The sequence below is a fragment of the Streptomyces daghestanicus genome (assembly GCF_020521275.1).
Taxonomy (GTDB): Bacteria; Actinomycetota; Actinomycetes; order Streptomycetales; family Streptomycetaceae; genus Streptomyces; species Streptomyces griseoviridis.
Genome location: NZ_BNDX01000016.1, coordinates 156,273 through 175,636, shown reverse-complemented (window position 1 = coordinate 175,636; position 19,364 = coordinate 156,273). Strand labels below are relative to the sequence as shown.

12 protein-coding genes and 2 rRNA genes are annotated in these 19,364 nt (G+C 69.0%); 2 read left to right on the top strand and 12 right to left on the bottom strand.

Features of this window, described 5'->3' with window-relative positions; translation table 11 throughout:
• Positions 1-21: 21 nt before the first annotated feature.
• From Sdagh_RS27620 to Sdagh_RS27610, 3 genes are all read right to left on the bottom strand, one after another.
• Positions 22-3,142, bottom strand: a 23S ribosomal RNA gene (locus Sdagh_RS27620).
• 281 nt (positions 3,143-3,423) lie between these two features.
• Positions 3,424-4,948 (bottom strand): 16S ribosomal RNA (locus Sdagh_RS27615).
• The 16S and 23S rRNA genes sit together here, the layout of an rRNA operon.
• Before the next feature lie 554 nt (positions 4,949-5,502).
• Positions 5,503-6,510 (bottom strand): stage II sporulation protein M, encoded by a 1,008-nt coding sequence (locus Sdagh_RS27610; RefSeq protein WP_190078571.1) that lies wholly within the window; start codon positions 6,508-6,510, stop codon positions 5,503-5,505.
• A gap of 128 nt (positions 6,511-6,638) precedes the next feature.
• Here Sdagh_RS27610 and Sdagh_RS27605 point away from each other — a divergent pair, with 128 nt between their 5' ends.
• On the top strand, positions 6,639-7,613 hold the full coding sequence (locus Sdagh_RS27605) for an RDD family protein (protein WP_189414794.1): 975 nt from the start codon (positions 6,639-6,641) through the stop codon (positions 7,611-7,613).
• 29 nt (positions 7,614-7,642) lie between these two features.
• Here the strand turns inward: Sdagh_RS27605 and Sdagh_RS27600 are convergent, their stop codons facing one another.
• The 9 genes from Sdagh_RS27600 to Sdagh_RS27560 all read right to left on the bottom strand — a co-directional run bounded on the left by Sdagh_RS27600 (position 7,643) and on the right by Sdagh_RS27560 (position 18,633).
• A complete protein-coding gene (locus Sdagh_RS27600) occupies positions 7,643-8,257 on the bottom strand; it encodes a hypothetical protein (RefSeq protein ID WP_190009249.1) in 615 nt (204 codons plus the stop codon).
• Positions 8,258-8,402: 145 nt separating this feature from the next.
• Complete coding sequence (gene ahcY, locus Sdagh_RS27595) at positions 8,403-9,860, bottom strand: adenosylhomocysteinase (protein ID WP_189414792.1); 1,458 nt, start codon at positions 9,858-9,860, stop codon at positions 8,403-8,405.
• A gap of 284 nt (positions 9,861-10,144) precedes the next feature.
• Positions 10,145-11,125, bottom strand: coding sequence for a cation diffusion facilitator family transporter (locus tag Sdagh_RS27590; RefSeq protein ID WP_190078570.1), 981 nt, complete (start codon positions 11,123-11,125; stop codon positions 10,145-10,147).
• 161 nt (positions 11,126-11,286) lie between these two features.
• The gene (gene manA, locus Sdagh_RS27585) at positions 11,287-12,438 is read right to left on the bottom strand and encodes a mannose-6-phosphate isomerase, class I (RefSeq protein WP_189414790.1); all 1,152 of its coding nucleotides are present in this window, start codon (positions 12,436-12,438) and stop codon (positions 11,287-11,289) included.
• A gap of 76 nt (positions 12,439-12,514) precedes the next feature.
• Positions 12,515-13,642 carry an SIS domain-containing protein gene (locus Sdagh_RS27580; protein WP_190078569.1) on the bottom strand — a complete coding sequence of 376 codons (1,128 nt, stop codon included), beginning with the start codon at positions 13,640-13,642 and terminating at the stop codon, positions 12,515-12,517.
• A gap of 187 nt (positions 13,643-13,829) precedes the next feature.
• Positions 13,830-14,000, bottom strand: a complete 171-nt coding sequence (locus tag Sdagh_RS27575; protein ID WP_190078568.1) for a Trm112 family protein — start codon at positions 13,998-14,000, stop codon at positions 13,830-13,832.
• Positions 14,001-14,945: 945 nt separating this feature from the next.
• Positions 14,946-16,298 (bottom strand): phosphomannomutase/phosphoglucomutase, encoded by a 1,353-nt coding sequence (locus Sdagh_RS27570; protein ID WP_190009291.1) that lies wholly within the window; start codon positions 16,296-16,298, stop codon positions 14,946-14,948.
• A 161-nt stretch (positions 16,299-16,459) separates the two neighbouring features.
• Positions 16,460-18,076: an L-lactate permease gene (locus Sdagh_RS27565; protein WP_190078567.1), complete on the bottom strand. Its 1,617-nt coding sequence runs from the start codon at positions 18,074-18,076 to the stop codon at positions 16,460-16,462.
• 137 nt (positions 18,077-18,213) lie between these two features.
• Positions 18,214-18,633 carry a DUF3499 domain-containing protein gene (locus Sdagh_RS27560; protein WP_189414786.1) on the bottom strand — a complete coding sequence of 140 codons (420 nt, stop codon included), beginning with the start codon at positions 18,631-18,633 and terminating at the stop codon, positions 18,214-18,216.
• A 281-nt stretch (positions 18,634-18,914) separates the two neighbouring features.
• Between Sdagh_RS27560 and Sdagh_RS27555 the strand changes: the two genes are divergently transcribed.
• A complete protein-coding gene (locus tag Sdagh_RS27555) occupies positions 18,915-19,364 on the top strand; it encodes a metallopeptidase family protein (RefSeq protein WP_189414825.1) in 450 nt (149 codons plus the stop codon).

Here is a 19,364-nt window from a genome sequence, read left to right as displayed (position 1 = left end):
ACACAGTGGACGCGAGCAACTGAGGACAAGCCCTCGGCCTATTAGTACCAGTCACCTCCACACCTCACGGTGCTTCCAGATCTGGCCTATCAACCCAGTCGTCTACTGGGAGCCTTAACCCCTCAAAGGGGGTGGGAGTCCTCATCTCGAAGCAGGCTTCCCGCTTAGATGCTTTCAGCGGTTATCCCTCCCGAACGTAGCCAACCAGCCATGCCCTTGGCAGAACAACTGGCACACCAGAGGTTCGTCCGTCCCGGTCCTCTCGTACTAGGGACAGCCCTTCTCAAGACTCCTACGCGCACAGCGGATAGGGACCGAACTGTCTCACGACGTTCTAAACCCAGCTCGCGTACCGCTTTAATGGGCGAACAGCCCAACCCTTGGGACCGACTCCAGCCCCAGGATGCGACGAGCCGACATCGAGGTGCCAAACCATCCCGTCGATATGGACTCTTGGGGAAGATCAGCCTGTTATCCCCGGGGTACCTTTTATCCGTTGAGCGACGGCGCTTCCACAAGCCACCGCCGGATCACTAGTCCCGACTTTCGTCCCTGCTCGACCCGTCGGTCTCACAGTCAAGCTCCCTTGTGCACTTACACTCAACACCTGATTACCAACCAGGCTGAGGGAACCTTTGGGCGCCTCCGTTACTCTTTAGGAGGCAACCGCCCCAGTTAAACTACCCATCAGACACTGTCCCTGATCCGGATCACGGACCCAGGTTAGACATCCAGCACGACCAGACTGGTATTTCAACGACGACTCCCCCTGAACTGGCGTCCAGAGTTCACAGTCTCCCAGCTATCCTACACAAGCCGAACCGAACACCAATATCAAACTGTAGTAAAGGTCCCGGGGTCTTTCCGTCCTGCTGCGCGAAACGAGCATCTTTACTCGTAGTGCAATTTCACCGGGCCTATGGTTGAGACAGTCGAGAAGTCGTTACGCCATTCGTGCAGGTCGGAACTTACCCGACAAGGAATTTCGCTACCTTAGGATGGTTATAGTTACCACCGCCGTTTACTGGCGCTTAAGTTCTCAGCTTCGCCCCACCGAAATGGAGCTAACCGGTCCCCTTAACGTTCCAGCACCGGGCAGGCGTCAGTCCGTATACATCGCCTTACGGCTTCGCACGGACCTGTGTTTTTAGTAAACAGTCGCTTCTCGCTGGTCTCTGCGGCCACACCCAGCTCAGACCGTAAAGATCATCACCAGACGTGGCCCCCCTTCTCCCGAAGTTACGGGGGCATTTTGCCGAGTTCCTTAACCATAGTTCACCCGAACGCCTCGGTATTCTCTACCTGACCACCTGAGTCGGTTTAGGGTACGGGCCGCCATGAAACTCGCTAGAGGCTTTTCTCGACAGCATAGGATCATCCACTTCACCACAATCGGCTCGGCATCAGGTCTCAGACTATTGCCAGGCGGATTTACCTACCTGACGTCCTACACCCTTACCCCGGGACAACCACCGCCCGGGATGGACTACCTTCCTGCGTCACCCCATCACTCACCTACTAACCGCTTGGGCCGGCGGCTCCACCACTTTCCATCCCCCGAAGGGTCCGGAACGGCTTCACGGCCTTAGCATCACGATGCTCGATGTTTGACGCTTCACAGCGGGTACCGGAATATCAACCGGTTATCCATCGACTACGCCTGTCGGCCTCGCCTTAGGTCCCGACTTACCCTGGGCAGATCAGCTTGACCCAGGAACCCTTAGTCAATCGGCGCACACGTTTCCCACGTGTGTATCGCTACTCATGCCTGCATTCTCACTCGTCAACCGTCCACAACTCGCTTACACGGCTGCTTCACCCGGCAGACGACGCTCCCCTACCCATCACAGCAGGCGTTGGCCCTATAGCTGCAATGACACGACTTCGGCGGTACGCTTGAGCCCCGCTACATTGTCGGCGCGGAATCACTAGACCAGTGAGCTATTACGCACTCTTTCAAGGGTGGCTGCTTCTAAGCCAACCTCCTGGTTGTCTCTGCGACTCCACATCCTTTCCCACTTAGCGTACGCTTAGGGGCCTTAGTCGATGCTCTGGGCTGTTTCCCTCTCGACCATGGAGCTTATCCCCCACAGTCTCACTGCCGCGCTCTCACTTACCGGCATTCGGAGTTTGGCTAAGGTCAGTAACCCGGTAGGGCCCATCGCCTATCCAGTGCTCTACCTCCGGCAAGAAACACACGACGCTGCACCTAAATGCATTTCGGGGAGAACCAGCTATCACGGAGTTTGATTGGCCTTTCACCCCTAACCACAGGTCATCCCCCAGGTTTTCAACCCTGGTGGGTTCGGTCCTCCACGAAGTCTTACCTCCGCTTCAACCTGCCCATGGCTAGATCACTCCGCTTCGGGTCTTGAGCGTGCTACTCAAACGCCCTGTTCGGACTCGCTTTCGCTACGGCTACCCCACCCGGGTTAACCTCGCAACACACCGCAAACTCGCAGGCTCATTCTTCAAAAGGCACGCAGTCACGAGGCAAGCACAAGTGCTCACCCGACGCTCCCACGGCTTGTAGGCACACGGTTTCAGGTACTATTTCACTCCGCTCCCGCGGTACTTTTCACCATTCCCTCACGGTACTATCCGCTATCGGTCACCAGGGAATATTTAGGCTTAGCGGGTGGTCCCGCCAGATTCACACGGGATTTCTCGGGCCCCGTGCTACTTGGGTGTCTCTCAAACGAGCCGCTGACGTTTCGACTACGGGGGTCTTACCCTCTACGCCGGACCTTTCGCATGTCCTTCGCCTACATCAACGGTTTCTGACTCGCCTCACAGCCGGCAGACTGTGAAAGAGAGATCCCACAACCCCGTATACGCAACCCCTGCCGGGTCTCACACGCATACGGTTTGGCCTCATCCGGTTTCGCTCGCCACTACTCCCGGAATCACGGTTGTTTTCTCTTCCTGCGGGTACTGAGATGTTTCACTTCCCCGCGTTCCCTCCACTTGCCCTATGTGTTCAGGCAAGGGTGACAGCCCATGACGACTGCCGGGTTTCCCCATTCGGACACCCCCGGATCAAAGCCTGGTTGACGACTCCCCGGGGCCTATCGTGGCCTCCCACGTCCTTCATCGGTTCCTGGTGCCAAGGCATCCACCGTGCGCCCTTAAAAACTTGGCCACAGATGCTCGCGTCCACTGTGCAGTTCTCAAACAACGACCAACCACCCACCACCCCGGGACAACAACCCGAGTTCACTGGGGCCGGCAACTGAAGGCGACCTCACGGCCGTACCCTCAGACACCCAACAGCGTGCCCGACACTCCCGCCCTCTCCTCGTCCCGTTCCACGCCGAAGCAGTACTAGGAACCAGAAGCCGGTCAAGAGTGCCGAATAGTCAACGTTCCACCCATGAGCAACCGTGCAAGACATTTGCTTGCAGTCGGCCATGTGCTCCTTAGAAAGGAGGTGATCCAGCCGCACCTTCCGGTACGGCTACCTTGTTACGACTTCGTCCCAATCGCCAGTCCCACCTTCGACAGCTCCCTCCCACAAGGGGTTGGGCCACCGGCTTCGGGTGTTACCGACTTTCGTGACGTGACGGGCGGTGTGTACAAGGCCCGGGAACGTATTCACCGCAGCAATGCTGATCTGCGATTACTAGCGACTCCGACTTCATGGGGTCGAGTTGCAGACCCCAATCCGAACTGAGACCGGCTTTTTGAGATTCGCTCCACCTCACGGTATCGCAGCTCATTGTACCGGCCATTGTAGCACGTGTGCAGCCCAAGACATAAGGGGCATGATGACTTGACGTCGTCCCCACCTTCCTCCGAGTTGACCCCGGCGGTCTCCCGTGAGTCCCCAGCACCACAAGGGCCTGCTGGCAACACGGGACAAGGGTTGCGCTCGTTGCGGGACTTAACCCAACATCTCACGACACGAGCTGACGACAGCCATGCACCACCTGTACACCGACCACAAGGGGGACCCTGTCTCCAGGGTTTTCCGGTGTATGTCAAGCCTTGGTAAGGTTCTTCGCGTTGCGTCGAATTAAGCCACATGCTCCGCCGCTTGTGCGGGCCCCCGTCAATTCCTTTGAGTTTTAGCCTTGCGGCCGTACTCCCCAGGCGGGGCACTTAATGCGTTAGCTGCGGCACGGACAACGTGGAATGTTGCCCACACCTAGTGCCCACCGTTTACGGCGTGGACTACCAGGGTATCTAATCCTGTTCGCTCCCCACGCTTTCGCTCCTCAGCGTCAGTATCGGCCCAGAGATCCGCCTTCGCCACCGGTGTTCCTCCTGATATCTGCGCATTTCACCGCTACACCAGGAATTCCGATCTCCCCTACCGAACTCTAGCCTGCCCGTATCGACTGCAGACCCGGGGTTAAGCCCCGGGCTTTCACAACCGACGCGACAAGCCGCCTACGAGCTCTTTACGCCCAATAATTCCGGACAACGCTTGCGCCCTACGTATTACCGCGGCTGCTGGCACGTAGTTAGCCGGCGCTTCTTCTGCAGGTACCGTCACTTTCGCTTCTTCCCTGCTGAAAGAGGTTTACAACCCGAAGGCCGTCATCCCTCACGCGGCGTCGCTGCATCAGGCTTTCGCCCATTGTGCAATATTCCCCACTGCTGCCTCCCGTAGGAGTCTGGGCCGTGTCTCAGTCCCAGTGTGGCCGGTCGCCCTCTCAGGCCGGCTACCCGTCGTCGCCTTGGTGAGCCACTACCTCACCAACAAGCTGATAGGCCGCGGGCTCATCCTGCACCGCCGGAGCTTTCAACCCCTCCCCATGCGAGGAGAAGTATTATCCGGTATTAGACCCCGTTTCCAGGGCTTGTCCCAGAGTGCAGGGCAGATTGCCCACGTGTTACTCACCCGTTCGCCACTAATCCCCACCGAAGTGGTTCATCGTTCGACTTGCATGTGTTAAGCACGCCGCCAGCGTTCGTCCTGAGCCAGGATCAAACTCTCCGTGAATGCTTCAACAGCTCACGGGAGCGGAACAGCCGGAGGAATAATCCGACCGTTCACAGCGTCCTCGCTGTATTTTTCTTCAAAGGAACCTCGCCCCAGCAGAAGCTGGAGACGGGGTATCAACATATCTGGCGTTGACTTTTGGCACGCTGTTGAGTTCTCAAGGAACGGACGCTTCCTTTGTACTCACCCGAGAGACTCTCTCAGGCTTTCCTCCGGGCGCTTCCCTTCGGTCTTGCGTTTCCGACTCTATCAGATCTTTCCGACCCGATTTCCTCGGTGCTTTCCAGGTTCCCGCTTCCGCGTTTCCCTTTCCGGCGGTTCCGACTTTATCAGAAGCTTTCGGCCGGTCTGAACCGGCGTTCCGTTTCCGATTTCATCGGGGGCGCTTCCTCGGAACTCGTATGGAGAGTTCGAGAAGCTGATAGTTACGTTCGGTTACCCCGGGGCTCAGCCTCCAGCAGGCAACTGTTCGAATCTACCTCCTCGCGCCAGCCGTGTCAACGGCTCTTGCGGGGCGAAGAGGAGATTAGCAGCTCGTCGGCCGTGCGCGCACATCAGGCGGCTGTCGGCACGGTCGCGCTGCGCTCGGTGGCGTCGACGTCGCCGGTTTCTCCGGCGCGGACGGCTCGGCCGCCGAGGACGTACACGTAGGCCAGGAAGGCCAGTTCCGCCAGGATCCCGATGGTCAGACGGGCCCAGGTGGGGAGGCCGGAGGGGGTGACGAAGCCTTCGATGGCGCCGGAGACGAACAGGACGAGGGCCAGACCGATCGCCATGCCGAGGGCTGCTCGGCCTTCCTCGGCGAGCGCCGTGCGGCGGGTGCGGGGGCCGGGGTCGATCACGGTCCAGCCGAGGCGCATGCCGGTGCCGGCGGCGACGAAGACCGCGGTCAGTTCGAGGAGGCCGTGCGGGAGGACGAGGCCGAGAAAGGTGTCGAGGCGGCCGGCCGAGGACATCAGACCGAAGCCGATGCCGAGGTTGAGCATGTTCTGGAAGAGGATCCAGAGGACCGGCAAGCCCAGGAAGACGCCGAGGATCAGGCAGAGCGCGGCGGCCCAGGCGTTGTTCGTCCAGACCTGGGCGGCAAAGGAGGTCGCCGGATGGGTGGAGTAGTACGCCTCGTACTGGCCGCCGGGGCGGGTGAGGTCACGTAGTTCGCTCGGGGCCGCGAGGGTCGACCGGACTTCCGGGTGGGTGCCGATCCACCAGCCGAGGAGGGCGGCCACGGCCGTGGAGAGCAGCGCCGTGGGGACCCACCAGTGGCGTGCCTTGTAGACGGCGGCCGGGAAGACGTGGGTGAGGAAGCGGGTGACGTCGCGCCATGAGGCGCGACGGGCGCCAGTGACGGCGGCACGCGCGCGTGCCACGAGCTGGCTGAGCCGGCCGGTCAGCCGGGGGTCCGGGGCACTGGACTGGATCAGGGAGAGATGGGTGGCCGTGCGCTGGTAGAGGGTGACGAGCTCGTCCACCTCGGCACCGGTGAGGTGGCGCTGCCGCTTGAGCAGGGTGTCGAGACGGTCCCACTCCGCTCGGTGGGCGGCGACGAAGACGTCGAGGTCCATCGGTGTGTCTGCTCCTCGGCTGTTCGTCGGGGGACCGTCATGGATCAGCTTGTCGTACTGCGGCGCGATGCGTGCTCAGCTTGGCAGACTGGCGGTGTCGGGGGCAGGTCAGGGGAAGGGCGGCAGGCGTGAGTGAGCTGGTGACCGGCGAGGCGGTGGCGTTGGAACTGCGCCCCGCGAAACTGCCCAGCAGGGCGTTGGCCGTGCTGCTCGACCTGGCGGTGGCCGTGGCGGTCTATGTGGCGGTGACCATCGCCCTCGTCGCGGCCACGTCGTCCCTGGACACGGCGGCGCAGACGGCGCTGTCGGTGGCGGCTTTCGCCCTGCTGCTGGTGGGTGCGCCGATCGCGGTCGAGACGCTCAGCCACGGACGGTCGCTCGGGAAGATGGTGTGCGGCCTGCGGGTGGTGCGGGACGACGGGGGACCGATCCGGTTCCGGCACGCGCTGGTGCGGGGGCTGATCGGGGTGATCGAGATCCTGATGACCTTCGGGGTCGCCGCCTGTATCGCCTCGCTGGTGTCCGCGCGGGGGCGGCGGATCGGCGACGTGTTCGCCGGGACGCTGGTGGTGCGGGAACGGGTGCCGGCGGGTCCCGGCGGGTTCGTGCCGCCGCCTCCGCCGTGGCTGGCGGGGCGGTTCTCGGAGCTGGATCTGTCGGCGGTGCCGGACGATCTGTGGCTGGCGGTACGGCAGTACCTGACGCGGGTGGGGCAGTTGGACGCGCAGGTCGGCCAGGCCATGGCGGGTCGGCTCGCCGCCGACGTCGCGGCGCGTACGGGGGCTCCGGTGCCGCAGGGTGTCGCAGCAGCCGCGTACCTGGCGGCGGTGCTGCAGGAACGGCAGGCGCGGGAGGCGCGGCGGGCCTTCGGGGCCGGGTCGGTCGTGCCGGGCGGGGCGGTCGCCGCGGGCGGGGGTGCCTGGTCCCCGGTGGGGGGTGCTCCGGTGCCGCTCTCGCCGTCCTCGCCGGAGCCGCCGGAGCCGCCGTCGCGGGTCGAGAAGCCGGCGGAAGGCGGGGTGCGCCGTTCGTCGGCATGGGGTGAGGCGTCGGAAGCGGGGGCGGCCGAGAGCCGGTCGGCCACCGGCTTCGTGCCGCCGGCGTAGGCGTCTCAGGGCGGTCGACGGAAACCGGGTCAGGGGAAGACGGACGGCGGGGTTTCCAGGTCCTCGAGTTCGACGCCGGGGGCCGCGAGGACCACGTCGCCGGCCAGGTGGACGGTGTGCTGCTCGCCCGTGTCCAGGGCTGTGACCTGGTATTCGTCGACGGTGAGGGGGCCACTGTCAGTGGCGTGTGCTTCTCTTTTCAGCAAGGCCCAGGACTGGTCCACGGTGCGGGGGGCGAGGACCGGTTCCGTGAGGTCCACGAGGCGTACGCGGGTTGCTGAGGGGGAGGGGGTGAGGCGCAGGAGACGGGCGGTGGCGACGAGGAAGGCCGGGCTGGTGCCGGTGAAGGCGTGGGCGCGCACATTGCCTTCGGTGGCGTGGGTTCCGGTGGTGTCGGAGCGGACCCAGGTGACGCCGTCGAGGGCCGCGCCGCGGACCTGCCAGTCGGCGGTGTGGAGTTCGAGGCGGAGCGGGCGGCCGAGCTCGTCGAGGGTGAGGTCGACGGAGCCGCCGGGGTGGCCGGCGGCCGTGACCCGCTGGGAGACGTAGCGCCAGCCGGACGGGCCGGGGGCGCACTGGAAGTGTTCTTCGGCGAAGGGGGTGTGATCGTGCGGGTCGTGGAGCGAATAACGGCCGCGGGGCATGGGGGTCCTGGGTCGTGACGGGCTGGCCGGTGCTGCCGGTCCACCGACGGGGCAGGCCCCCGGCACGGGGGTGCGGGGGCCTGTTCTCGGAGGATCCGGCGCCGGGCGCGTGTCCGTGCACGGATACGCGCCCGGCGGGCCGGGCTCAGTAGCGGTAGTGGTCCGGCTTGTACGGGCCTTCGACCTGCACGCCGATGTACTCGGCCTGCTCCGGGCGGAGCGTGGTCAGCTTGACGCCGAGGGCGTCGAGGTGGAGCCGGGCGACCTTCTCGTCGAGGTGCTTGGGCAGCACGTAGACACCGGTCGGGTACTCGTCGGGCTTGGTGAACAGCTCGATCTGGGCCAGCGTCTGGTCCGCGAAGGAGTTGGACATCACGAACGACGGGTGGCCGGTGGCGTTGCCCAGGTTGAGCAGGCGGCCCTCGGAGAGCACGATGAGGACCTTGCCGTCGGGGAAGGTCCAGGTGTGGACCTGCGGCTTGACCTCGTCCTTGACGATGCCGGGGATCTTGGCGAGGCCGGCCATGTCGATCTCGTTGTCGAAGTGGCCGATGTTGCCGACGATGGCCTGGTGCTTCATCTTGGCCATGTCCGAGGCCATGATGATGTCCTTGTTGCCGGTCGTGGTGATGAAGATGTCGGCCTTGTCGACCACCTCGTCCAGCGTGGTGACCTGGTAGCCGTCCATCGCCGCCTGGAGGGCGCAGATCGGGTCGATCTCGGTGACGATGACGCGGGCGCCCTGGCCGCGCAGGGACTCCGCGCAGCCCTTGCCCACGTCGCCGTAGCCGCAGACGACCGCGGTCTTGCCGCCGATGAGGACGTCGGTGGCGCGGTTGATGCCGTCGATCAGGGAGTGGCGGCAGCCGTACTTGTTGTCGAACTTCGACTTGGTGACGGCGTCATTGACGTTGATCGCCGGGAACAGGAGGGTGCCGTCGCGCTGCATCTCGTACAGGCGGTGGACACCGGTCGTGGTCTCCTCGGTCACGCCGCGGATCTCCGAGGCGAGCTGGGTCCACTTCTGGGAGCCGTCGGTGATGGTGCGGTTCAGGAGTTCCAGGATGACCCGGTGCTCCTCGTTCTCGGCGGTGTCGGGCGAGGGGACCTTGCCGGCCTTCTCGTACTCGACGCCCTGGTGGACGAGGAGGGTGGCGTCGCCGCCGTCGTCCAGGATCATGTTCGGGCCGCCGGTGGGGCTGTCCGGCCAGGTCAGGGCCTGCTCCGTGCACCACCAGTACTCCTCCAGGGTCTCGCCCTTCCAGGCGAAGACCGGGACGCCCTGGGGGTTCTCCGGGGTGCCGTTCGGGCCGACGGCGATGGCCGCGGCGGCGTGGTCCTGGGTGGAGAAGATGTTGCAGGAGGCCCAGCGGACCTGGGCGCCCAGGGCGACCAGGGTCTCGATGAGGACGGCGGTCTGCACGGTCATGTGCAGGGAGCCGGTGACGCGGGCGCCGGCGAGGGGCTGCGCCTCGGCGTACTCCTTGCGGATCGCCATCAGGCCGGGCATCTCGTGCTCGGCGAGGGTGATCTCCTTGCGGCCGAAGGCGGCCAGGGAGAGGTCGGCGACCTTGAAGTCCTGCCGGTTGTCGACAGTCGTCATTACGAGCTGCTCCTCGGGATCGGGTCGAGGTGGGTACGGCTGATCTGCGCGGCGGCGGACACAGGGGTGCCCCGAAGAGGACACAGGCATGCCCGCGTGCGCAGCGCAGTCCGTCGGAGGCCCTCTCTCCCTCGGCCGGCCCGTGGGGGCCGCCCGACCGCCATCAGCAGCGACGTCTGGCTCCGTCCCAAGCTACACCGGTGCCGCCGTCGTCCCCAGTCCGCCTCCGAACACATTCGGACACATCCGTGTTCGAAGGCGGTGGTGGGTGACGGCGGGGCGGGTCAGTGTCCGGCGGGAGGGGTGACCGGGCCGCCGGGGGTGGCCTCGCGGTCAGGGCCCTTGGCCGCTTCCGCCTCGCTGTAGATGTCCGGCTCCAGGTAGATCACGCGGGCGATCGGTACGGCGTCGCGGATGCGGGCCTCGGCGGCGTCAATGGCGGAGGCGATCTCGGTGGCGCCGCCGTCGTGGCGGACAGCGATCTTGGCGGCTACGAGGAGTTCCTCGGGGCCGAGGTGGAGGGTGCGCATGTGGATGACGCCGGTGACCGTGTCGCCGGCGACGATCGCGGACTCGATCCGCTCGACCGCCTCGGTGCCGGCGGACTCGCCGAGCAGCAGGGACTTGGTCTCGGCGGCCAGGACGAGCGCGATCAGGATGAGCAGGATGCCGATGCAGAGGGTGCCGACGCCGTCCCAGACGCCGTCGCCGGTGAGCAGGGCGAGGCCGACGCCGCCCAGGGCGAGGACCAGGCCGACGAGCGCGCCGAAGTCCTCCAGGAGGACGACCGGCAGCTCGGGGGCCTTGGCGCGGCGGACGAACTCCGTCCAGGACTGCTTGCCGCGCAGGGTGTTGGACTCCTTGATGGCCGTCCGGAAGGAGAAGCCCTCGGCGATGATCGCGAAGACCAGGACGCCCACCGGCCAGTACCAGTGCTCCAGCTCGTGCGGGTGCTTGATCTTCTCGTAGCCCTCGTACAGGGCGAACATGCCGCCGACCGAGAAGAGGACGATGGAGACGAGGAAGGCGTAGATGTAGCGCTCGCGGCCGTAGCCGAAGGGGTGTTGCGGGGTGGCCTCGCGCTGGGCGCGCTTGCCGCCGAGGAGGAGCAGCGCCTGGTTGCCCGAGTCCGCGAGTGAGTGCACCGACTCGGCGAGCATCGAGGACGAGCCGCTGAAGAGGAACGCCACGAATTTCGATACCGCGATGGCGAGGTTGGCGCCCAGTGCCGCCACGATCGCCTTGGTTCCGCCTGACGCGCTCATGTGCCGCGTTGTCCCTTCGCCTTCGTCTGCCTACGCGTGCCGGGTGCCCGCGTAAGCCGCCCGGGGGCTCGGCCGGTGACCGGCTTTGCCCTTCCTTTGCGGTGGGCCATTGTTGCAGCCCGGTCGCGCGGGGTGTGCGGGACCGGGCTGCCGTGTTCGCGTCAGACTCGGACGGTGGCCCGGAAGACCGTGCCGGTTCCGGACAGTTCGGTCTTTTCACCGGCGGGTACGAAGACGGACGCGCCCGGGGTCAGTTCCTGGCCGCCCGCGCGGACGGTGCCGGCCGTGCAGAGGAGGATCTGCGGGGCGGGGCGGGTCAGGTCGCGGGCGGGGGCGCCTTCGGGGAGGACGTGGCGGGAGAGGCGGAACTCGTCGATGGGTGTCTCGTAGACCTCCTCGCCGTCGGGGGCCGCCTCGGGGCGCAGGACGCCGGGGCCGGCGGGCCGGAAGCGGACGACGCGCAGCAGTTCGGGGACGTCGACGTGCTTGGGGGTCAGGCCGCAGCGCAGGACGTTGTCGGAGTTGGCCATGATCTCGACACCGAGGCCGTTCAGGTAGGCGTGCGGGACGCCGGCGCCGAGGTAGAGGGCCTCGCCGGGCTGGAGCCGGACGTGGTTGAGGAGCAGGGCGGCGAGGACGCCGGGGTCGCCCGGGTAGTGGTGGGCGATGTCGGCGTAGGGGGCGTAGACGCCGCCGAGGCGGGCGCAGGCGGCGGCGGTCTCGGTGACCGTACGGGACATCCCGTCGGGGTCGGCCGTGAGGACGGCGGTGAGGACCTCGCGCAGGGCGGCGTCCTCGGGGTGGGCGCGCAGCAGGTCGGCGTACGGCTTGAGGGAGGGGACGCCCAGGCCGTCGAGGAGGGCGGCCGTCCCGGCGGGGGCGCGGAAGCCGCACAGGCCGTCGAACTCGGTGAGGGCGCAGATCAGTTCGGGCTTGTGGTTGGCGTCCTTGTAGTTGCGGTGGGGGGCGTCGGCGGGGACGCCGCGGCGTTCCTCGTCGTCGTAGCCCTCGCGGGCCTGCTCCAGGTCGGGGTGGACCTGGAGGGAGAGCGGGGCGCCGGCCGCGAGGATCTTGAGGAGGAAGGGCAGGCGGGGGCCGAACCTGGTGACCGTGGCGGTGCCCAGTTCCTGTTCGGGGGCCGCCGCGATGACCGCGTCGAGGGTGCCGCGGGCGGTGCGCGAGGGGGCGCCTGGGTGGGCGCCCATCCACATCTCTGCCTGGGGTTCGCCGGTCGGCTCGGTGCCGAGGAGGGCGGGGATCGCGGTGGTGGAGCCCCAGGCGTAGGGGCGGACGGTGTTGTCGAGGCGGTCCATGGCGTTGCGTGGGCTCTCTCTGCCGGTGTGCTTGCTGCCGGTGTGCTTGCTGCGTGCGGGAGGTGTGCCTACGAGATCAGGCGCCGGAGGCGAGCGCCAGGTAAACGGCGGTGAAATCCGTGATGGCGATCAGTTCCGCGAGGGTCTCCAGTTCGCCGCCCTCCTCCGGTTCGAGTTCGCTGATCGGGGTGTCGTGGCCGAGGGCGAGGTCGCGGGCGGCGGGGGCGGCGGTGAGGCCGCCGAGGGGGCGGTCGCGCAGCAGGACGACGCGGGCGTGCAGGGCGGACGGTTCTTCGACGCGGTCGCGGAAGAAGTCGTCGGGGTCGGCGCCGGCGGCGAGCGGGCCCGCGAGCAGGACGCTGTGCGCGGCGAGGGCCTCGGGGAGTTCGGCGACGACGGCCGGGGTGCCGGAGAGTTCGGCGAGCGCGGAGGCGAAACGGCGGCCGGCGGGGCCCGCGGAGGTCCCCTCGGTCCAGACGACCGGGAGGGCGTCGGCGAGTTCGGCGGCGAGGGTCTTGGCCGGGTTGCTGTACGTCGCGATGGCGGGGCCGCAGCGTTCGGCGACCTGGTCGAGGCGGTCGGCGACCTTCTCCAGGGCCTCGGGCGGGGCGGTGAGCAGGCCGACGCGGTCCAGGAGGGCGAGGAGGGGGGTGAGCAGGGCCCACAGGACGCCGGGGGCGGAGGCGGCGAGGGGTTCCTCGTGGTCGTAGGAGGCCGTGGCCATCGGGAGGAACAGGCCGTGGGAACCGGCGACGGTCTCGCTGAGGGGCGTGCCGGGTGGTGCTACGGCTACGACGGTGCAGCCGCGCCGGTAGGCGGCTTCGGCGAGCAGGGACAGGCCGGGCTCGGTGCCGTCGGGGGTGGCGACGAGGAGCAGGTCCACGGAGCCGGCCCAGCCGGGCAGGTCCCAGCGCAGGGCGCCCGCGGCGGGGGCGACGCCGCTGGGGGCGAGGCGGGTGACGGGGCTGCCGGGGCCGGCCAGGGTGCCGAGGAGGTCGGCGGTGTGGGTGGCGGCGGCGCCGGGGCCGGCGATGAGGACGGCGCGGGGGCGGCCGTCGGGTTGGAGTTGGGGGACGCCGGCCTCGGCGGCGAGGCGGGCGGCGGTGCGGACGCGGGCGCCGGATTCGGCGGCGCCGCGGAGGAGGCCGCGGTGGTCGGCGGCGGTGAGTCCCCCGGGGTTGTCGAGCAGGGTTTCGTCGAGCATGTGCGGCGGTCTCCGATCGCCGGGGCGGGGCGCGGGGCCGGTCCTTCCGGTTCGGTCCTCGGCTGGGCGCCGGTGCCGGTGGCTGCGCCCGCCTGGTGGCTCGTGGCTTGGGTGGCGCGTGGTGGCCGCGCCGGCCTGGTGGCTCATGGCCCGGGTGGGGCCGGGCTGCGTATCCGGCGGGGCTGGGCTACTCGGGGCGGCGGGCCTCGTCGATGAGGAGGACGGGGATGCCGTCGCGGACGGGGTAGACGAGGCCGCAGTCCTGACCGGTGCAGACGAGTTCCTCGGACTGTTCCTCCAGGGGAGCGTGGCAGGCCGGGCAGGCGAGGATGTCCAGGAGGCCGGCTTCGAGGGGCATGGCGGGTCCTTTCGGGGGTGGTGTTGTACGGGGCTCGGTGGGGCTGTGAGGGTGAGTGGATCTGCTGGTCAGGGTACCGCCGGTGGGGGCGGTGACCGAGGTGCGGGCGTTGTCCCGGCCGTACCGGGGGCTCCGCCCCCCCGGACCCCCGGGCCTGTGCCCACACACCGCCCGACTCGGTCGGCCGGAAGGTGGGCGGCCCCGGGTCCTCCCGGGTCACGGCGTGGGAGCCGGCTCGGTCGGCCCGCGGGCGGGGCCCCAGGACCTTCACGCGTCACGGCGAGGGTAGGCGGCTCGGCCGGCTCAGATGGGCTCAGGCTCTCCCTCGTCACGGCGAAGACAGGGGACCCGGTCGGCTCCTCGGCAGGCCGAGGCCCCGGGCCGCGGCCGGGACGGTCGACTCGGTCGGCACTCAGACGGGTCCGGGGCCCTCATGCGCCCCGGCGAGGACGGTCGGCTCCCAGCACGCCCCCGGCCCTCCCACCCCACAGCCCGGACGAGCGACCGGGGGCAACTCCCGGACAGGTCTCGGCCACCCCCGCCCCACGGCCGAGCACAGACGACCCGGACAGACACCGGCCCGACCCCTGCCACGGCATGAGGGGAGGACGACACGGTCGGCTCCCAGCACACCCCCGGCCCTCCCCACCCCACAGCCCGGACGAGCGACCGGGGGCAACTCCCGGACGGGTCTCGGCCACCCGCCCCACGGCCGAGGACAGGCGGCCCGGACGGGCGCCGGCCCGGCCCCTGCCATGGCATGAGGGGAGGACGGCACGGTCGGCTCCCGGACGGGTCTCGGCCACCCGCCCCACAGCCCGGACGAGCGCCTCGGACAGCTCCCGAACGGGCAACGGGCCGCCCGCCCCACGGCCGAGGACAGGCGGCCCGGACGGGCGCCGGCCCGGCCCCTGCCGCGGCGTGAGGGATGGCGAGGGCCCCCGGTCAGGTGCGGATCAGGGTCAGGGCCTCGTCGCGGATTCGGGTCATCGTCGCCTCGTCGCGGGCCTCCGCGTTCAGGCGGAGGAGGGGTTCGGTGTTGGACGGGCGGACGTTGAACCACCAGTCGGCGGCGGTGACGGTGAGGCCGTCGAGGTCGTCCAGGGTGATGCCGGGGCGGCCCTCGTAGGCGGCGCGGAGCGCGGCGAGGCGGGCCTGCTGGTCGGCGACGGTGGAGTTGATCTCGCCGGAGCCGGCGTAGCGGTCGTAGGAGGAGACCAGGGCGGAGAGGGGGCCCTGCTGGCCGCCGAGGGCGGCGAGGACGTGCAGGGCGGCGAGCATGCCCGTGTCGGCGTTCCAGAAGTCGCGGAAGTAGTAGTGGGCGGAGTGCTCGCCGCCGAAGATGGCGCCGGTGCGGGCCATCTCGGCCTTGATGAAGGAGTGGCCGACACGGGTGCGGACCGGGCTGCCGCCGTGCTCCCGGACGACCTCGGGGACGGACCACGAGGTGATCAGGTTGTGGATGACCGTGCCGCTGCCGCCGTTGCGGGCCAGCTCGCGGGCGGCGACCAGGGCGGTGATGGCGGACGGGGGGACCGGGTCGCCGTTCTCGTCGACGACGAAGCAGCGGTCGGCGTCGCCGTCGAAGGCGAGGCCGAGGTCGGCGCCCTCCTCGCGGACGCGCTTCTGGAGGTCGACGAGGTTGTCCGGGTCGAGGGGGTTGGCCTCGTGGTTGGGGAAGGTGCCGTCCAGTTCGAAGTACATCGGCACCAGGTCGAGGGGGAGGCCGGCGAAGACCGACGGGACGGTGTGGCCGCCCATGCCGTTGCCCGCGTCGACGACGACCTTCAGCGGGCGGATGGCGGTCAGGTCGACCAGGCCGCGCAGGTGGGCCGCGTAGTCGGCGAGCGTGTCGCGCCGGGTGAGGGTGCCGGGGCGGGCGGCCGGGGCGGGGGCGCCGGTCGTGAGCCAGCCCTCCACCAGGGCGCGGATCTCGGTGAGGCCGGTGTCCTGGCCGACCGGGGCGGCACCCGCGCGGCACAGCTTGATGCCGTTGTAGCGGGCCGGGTTGTGCGAGGCGGTGAACATGGCGCCCGGCAGGTCCAGCGCCCCGGAGGCGTAGTACAGCTGGTCGGTGGAGCACAGGCCGATCTCGGTGACGTCGGCGCCCTGGGCCGCAGCGCCGCGCGCGAACGCGCCGGACAGGCCGGGGGACGAAGGGCGCATGTCGTGGCCGGTCACCACGGCGCGCGCGCCGGTCAGCCGGACGAAGGCGGCGCCGAACAGCTCGGCCGTCGACTCGTCCCACTGGTCCGGGACCACGCCGCGTACGTCGTACGCCTTCACGATCCGGGACAGATCGACGGGCGCTGACGGCTCGGTCGGATCGGTCGGGTCGGTCGGACCGGTCGGGTCAGTAGTCACTGCCAGCCTTCCTGGACGTGCTGTCGGTCGTCATCGGCGGTCGGGGGCCCCGCTCCTCGGCCACAAACTACCCGCAGTCACCGGCGGTCCGGTCGTCACGGCAGCGTCCAGCCCAGGACCGGCGAGGACTGGCCGACCACGATCAGGCACATCACCAGCAGCAGGCCGAGGCTCCAGGGCAGCACCGTGCGGAGCAGGTCGCCCTCGCGGCCGGCCAGGCCCACGGCGGCGCAGGCGATGGTGAGGTTCTGCGGGGAGATCATCTTGCCGAGGACACCACCGGAACTGTTGGCGGCGGCGAGCAGCTCCGGTGAGAGGCCCGACTCCCGCGCGGCGGTCACCTGGAGGGCGCCGAAGAGGGCGTTGGCCGAGGTGTCGGAGCCGGAGACGGCGACGCCGAACCAGCCGAGCACCGGGGAGAGGAAGGCGAGGCCCGCGCCGGCCGCCGCGACGAAGTGGCCGATGGTGGCGGCCTGTCCGGAGAGGTTCATGACGTGGGCGAGGGCGAGGACGGAGGTGACGGTGAGGAGGGCGAAGCGCAGTTCGCGGACGGTGGCGAGCCACTCCTTCACCGCCACGCGCGCGTGCACGCCGATGGCGAAGGCGGTGACCATCCCCGCGAAGAGCACCAGCGTGCCGCCGGTGGCGACGACCGGCCAGGTGAAGACGTTGCCACCGACCCGTTCGCCGTCCGCGGACACCACGTCGAGGAACGGCCAGTCGTACGTCCGGGTGGCGCCGGCCAGCCGGTCCTTCACCGCCGGGAGCTGCGCGACCGAGAAGACGACGACGATCAGCGCGTAGGGGGCGTAGGCGCGGGCGACCTCCCGCACGGGATCGCGGGCGTCGAGTCCCTCGGCGCGTACGCCGGTCAGGACCGAGGCGCGTACGGGTTCGCCGGCGGGCCGGCGGGCGTGCGGTACGGCGACCAGGGCGCCCGCTCCGACGAGGGCGGCGGCGATGTCGGCGAGCTGGGCGGAGACGTAGTTGGAGGCCGCGAACTGGGCGGCGGCGAAGGCGGCTCCGCAGACCAGCGCGGGCACCCAGGTCTCGCGCAGCCCGCGCCGCCCGTCCACCAGGCCGACCAGCAGCAGCGGCACGATCAGGGCCAGCAGCGGGGTCTGGCGGCCGACCACGGAGGCGACGTCGTCCAGCGGCAGACCGGTGACCTGGGCCAGCGTCACCACCGGGGTGCCCATGGCACCGAAGGCGACCGGGGCGGTGTTGGCGACCAGGGAGACGACCGCCGCGCGGACCGGGTCGAAGCCGAGGGCGACGAGCATGACCGAGCAGATGGCGACGGGCGCCCCGAACCCGGCGAGCGCCTCCAGCAGGGCGCCGAAGCAGAAGGCGACGACGAGCGCCTGGACGCGCGGGTCGTCGGAGAGGCGGCCGAAGGACCGGCGGAGGACGTCGAAGTGCCGGGTGCGGACGGTCATGCGGTACACCCACAGGGCGTTGACCACGATCCACAGGATGGGGAAGAGGCCGAAGGCGGCGCCCTGGACGCCGCTGGAGAGCGTCTGGCCGAGCGGCATGCCGTAGGCGAGCCAGGCCACCAGGACGGCCGCCAGGAGGCCGACGAGACCCGCCCGATGGGCCTTCACACGGACACCGCCGAGCAGGACGAGGACGATCACCAGGGGCAGGGCCGCCACGAGGGCGGACAGGCCGAGCGAGCCGTGGACGGGTTCGAGTTCCTGGACGTACACGCCACGCCTCCCGTGTTCCGCCACCCGGAAGCGATCTCTCGCCGCCGGGGCACCACCGAAGGGAATGGTCGTGTCCGCGACAAGTACGCGTCAATGAGCGCGCAGGGTGCGCGGCGGTGACGGCGCCGTACGGAACCTCAGTTGTCGGGCGACCGCAGGACCCGCAGGTGACCCCGGCGCGCGACCTCCATCGGGTCGGCCGACCGGGTACCGCCGGCTCCGGCGGCGCGCTCCTGGGGACGGGCCGCCTCACGCACCGCGTTGGCGAGCGCCTCCAGGTCGTCGCCGCTGGGGCGGGCCGGGGCGGAGCCGTCGAGGAGCCGGACGACCTCCCAGCCGCGCGGCGCGGTGAGGCGCTCGGAGTGCTCGGCGCACAGGTCGTAGCAGTGGGGTTCGGCGTAGGTGGCGAGCGGGCCGAGGACGGCGGTCGAGTCGGCGTAGACGTACGTCAGCGTCGCTACGGCGGGACGGCCGCAAGCGGTGCGCGAACAGCGACGTACAGGGCTCACGATGTTGGACGGTACCGCACTCTTGAGCGGGCCGCGACGACTCCCCACCGGGTCACTCCCCCGTGTCGCGGTGTGAGTCGCCCCACACTCCCTTTCCGACGCACCGCGCTGACCTGCGCGGACGCGTACACGTACCCCCTCGGGGCGCCCACCGGGAGGGCATGATCCCACACAAACCGCATCAATCGTCCCGAGGCCGCCGATGGCCGAGAGATACGGAATCGAGCCCCGACCTTGGCCGGAACGGTCGCCCCAGGCGGGGCGACGGGCCCCCGCGGCCGGTGTGGAGCCCGGCGCCCGGAGCGCGCGAGGACTACCCTTCACCGGTGATGGACAACCCCGTGACGCCCCGCGAAGCCGCCCCCGGCCCCCGCCGCCGTGACCGCCACGGCCGGGGCATGCGCGGCCCGATCGCACCGCCGCAGGTCCCGCTGGCCGCGAGCCGCGCCGACCTGTTCGCGGACCTGGTGCAGGACTCCGTGGAGCGGCTGGAGCGGCGCTGGCCGCAGCTCGCCGACATCGATTTCCTCGTCCTGGAGGTGCCCCGGCTGGACGAGGCGGGTGACGTCTGGAGCGACGAGGCGGTGCCGCTGGGCGGCACGGCGCCCGCCCGGGACGGCCGCAAGGCGCGGGTCGTGGTGTACCGGCGGCCGGTCGAGATCCGCACCAAGGGGCGGGACGAACGGGCCCTGCTCGTGCACGAGGTGGTGGTCGAGCAGGTCGCCGACCTGCTGGGGCTCACCCCGGAGACGGTCGATCCGCGGTACGGCGAGGACTGA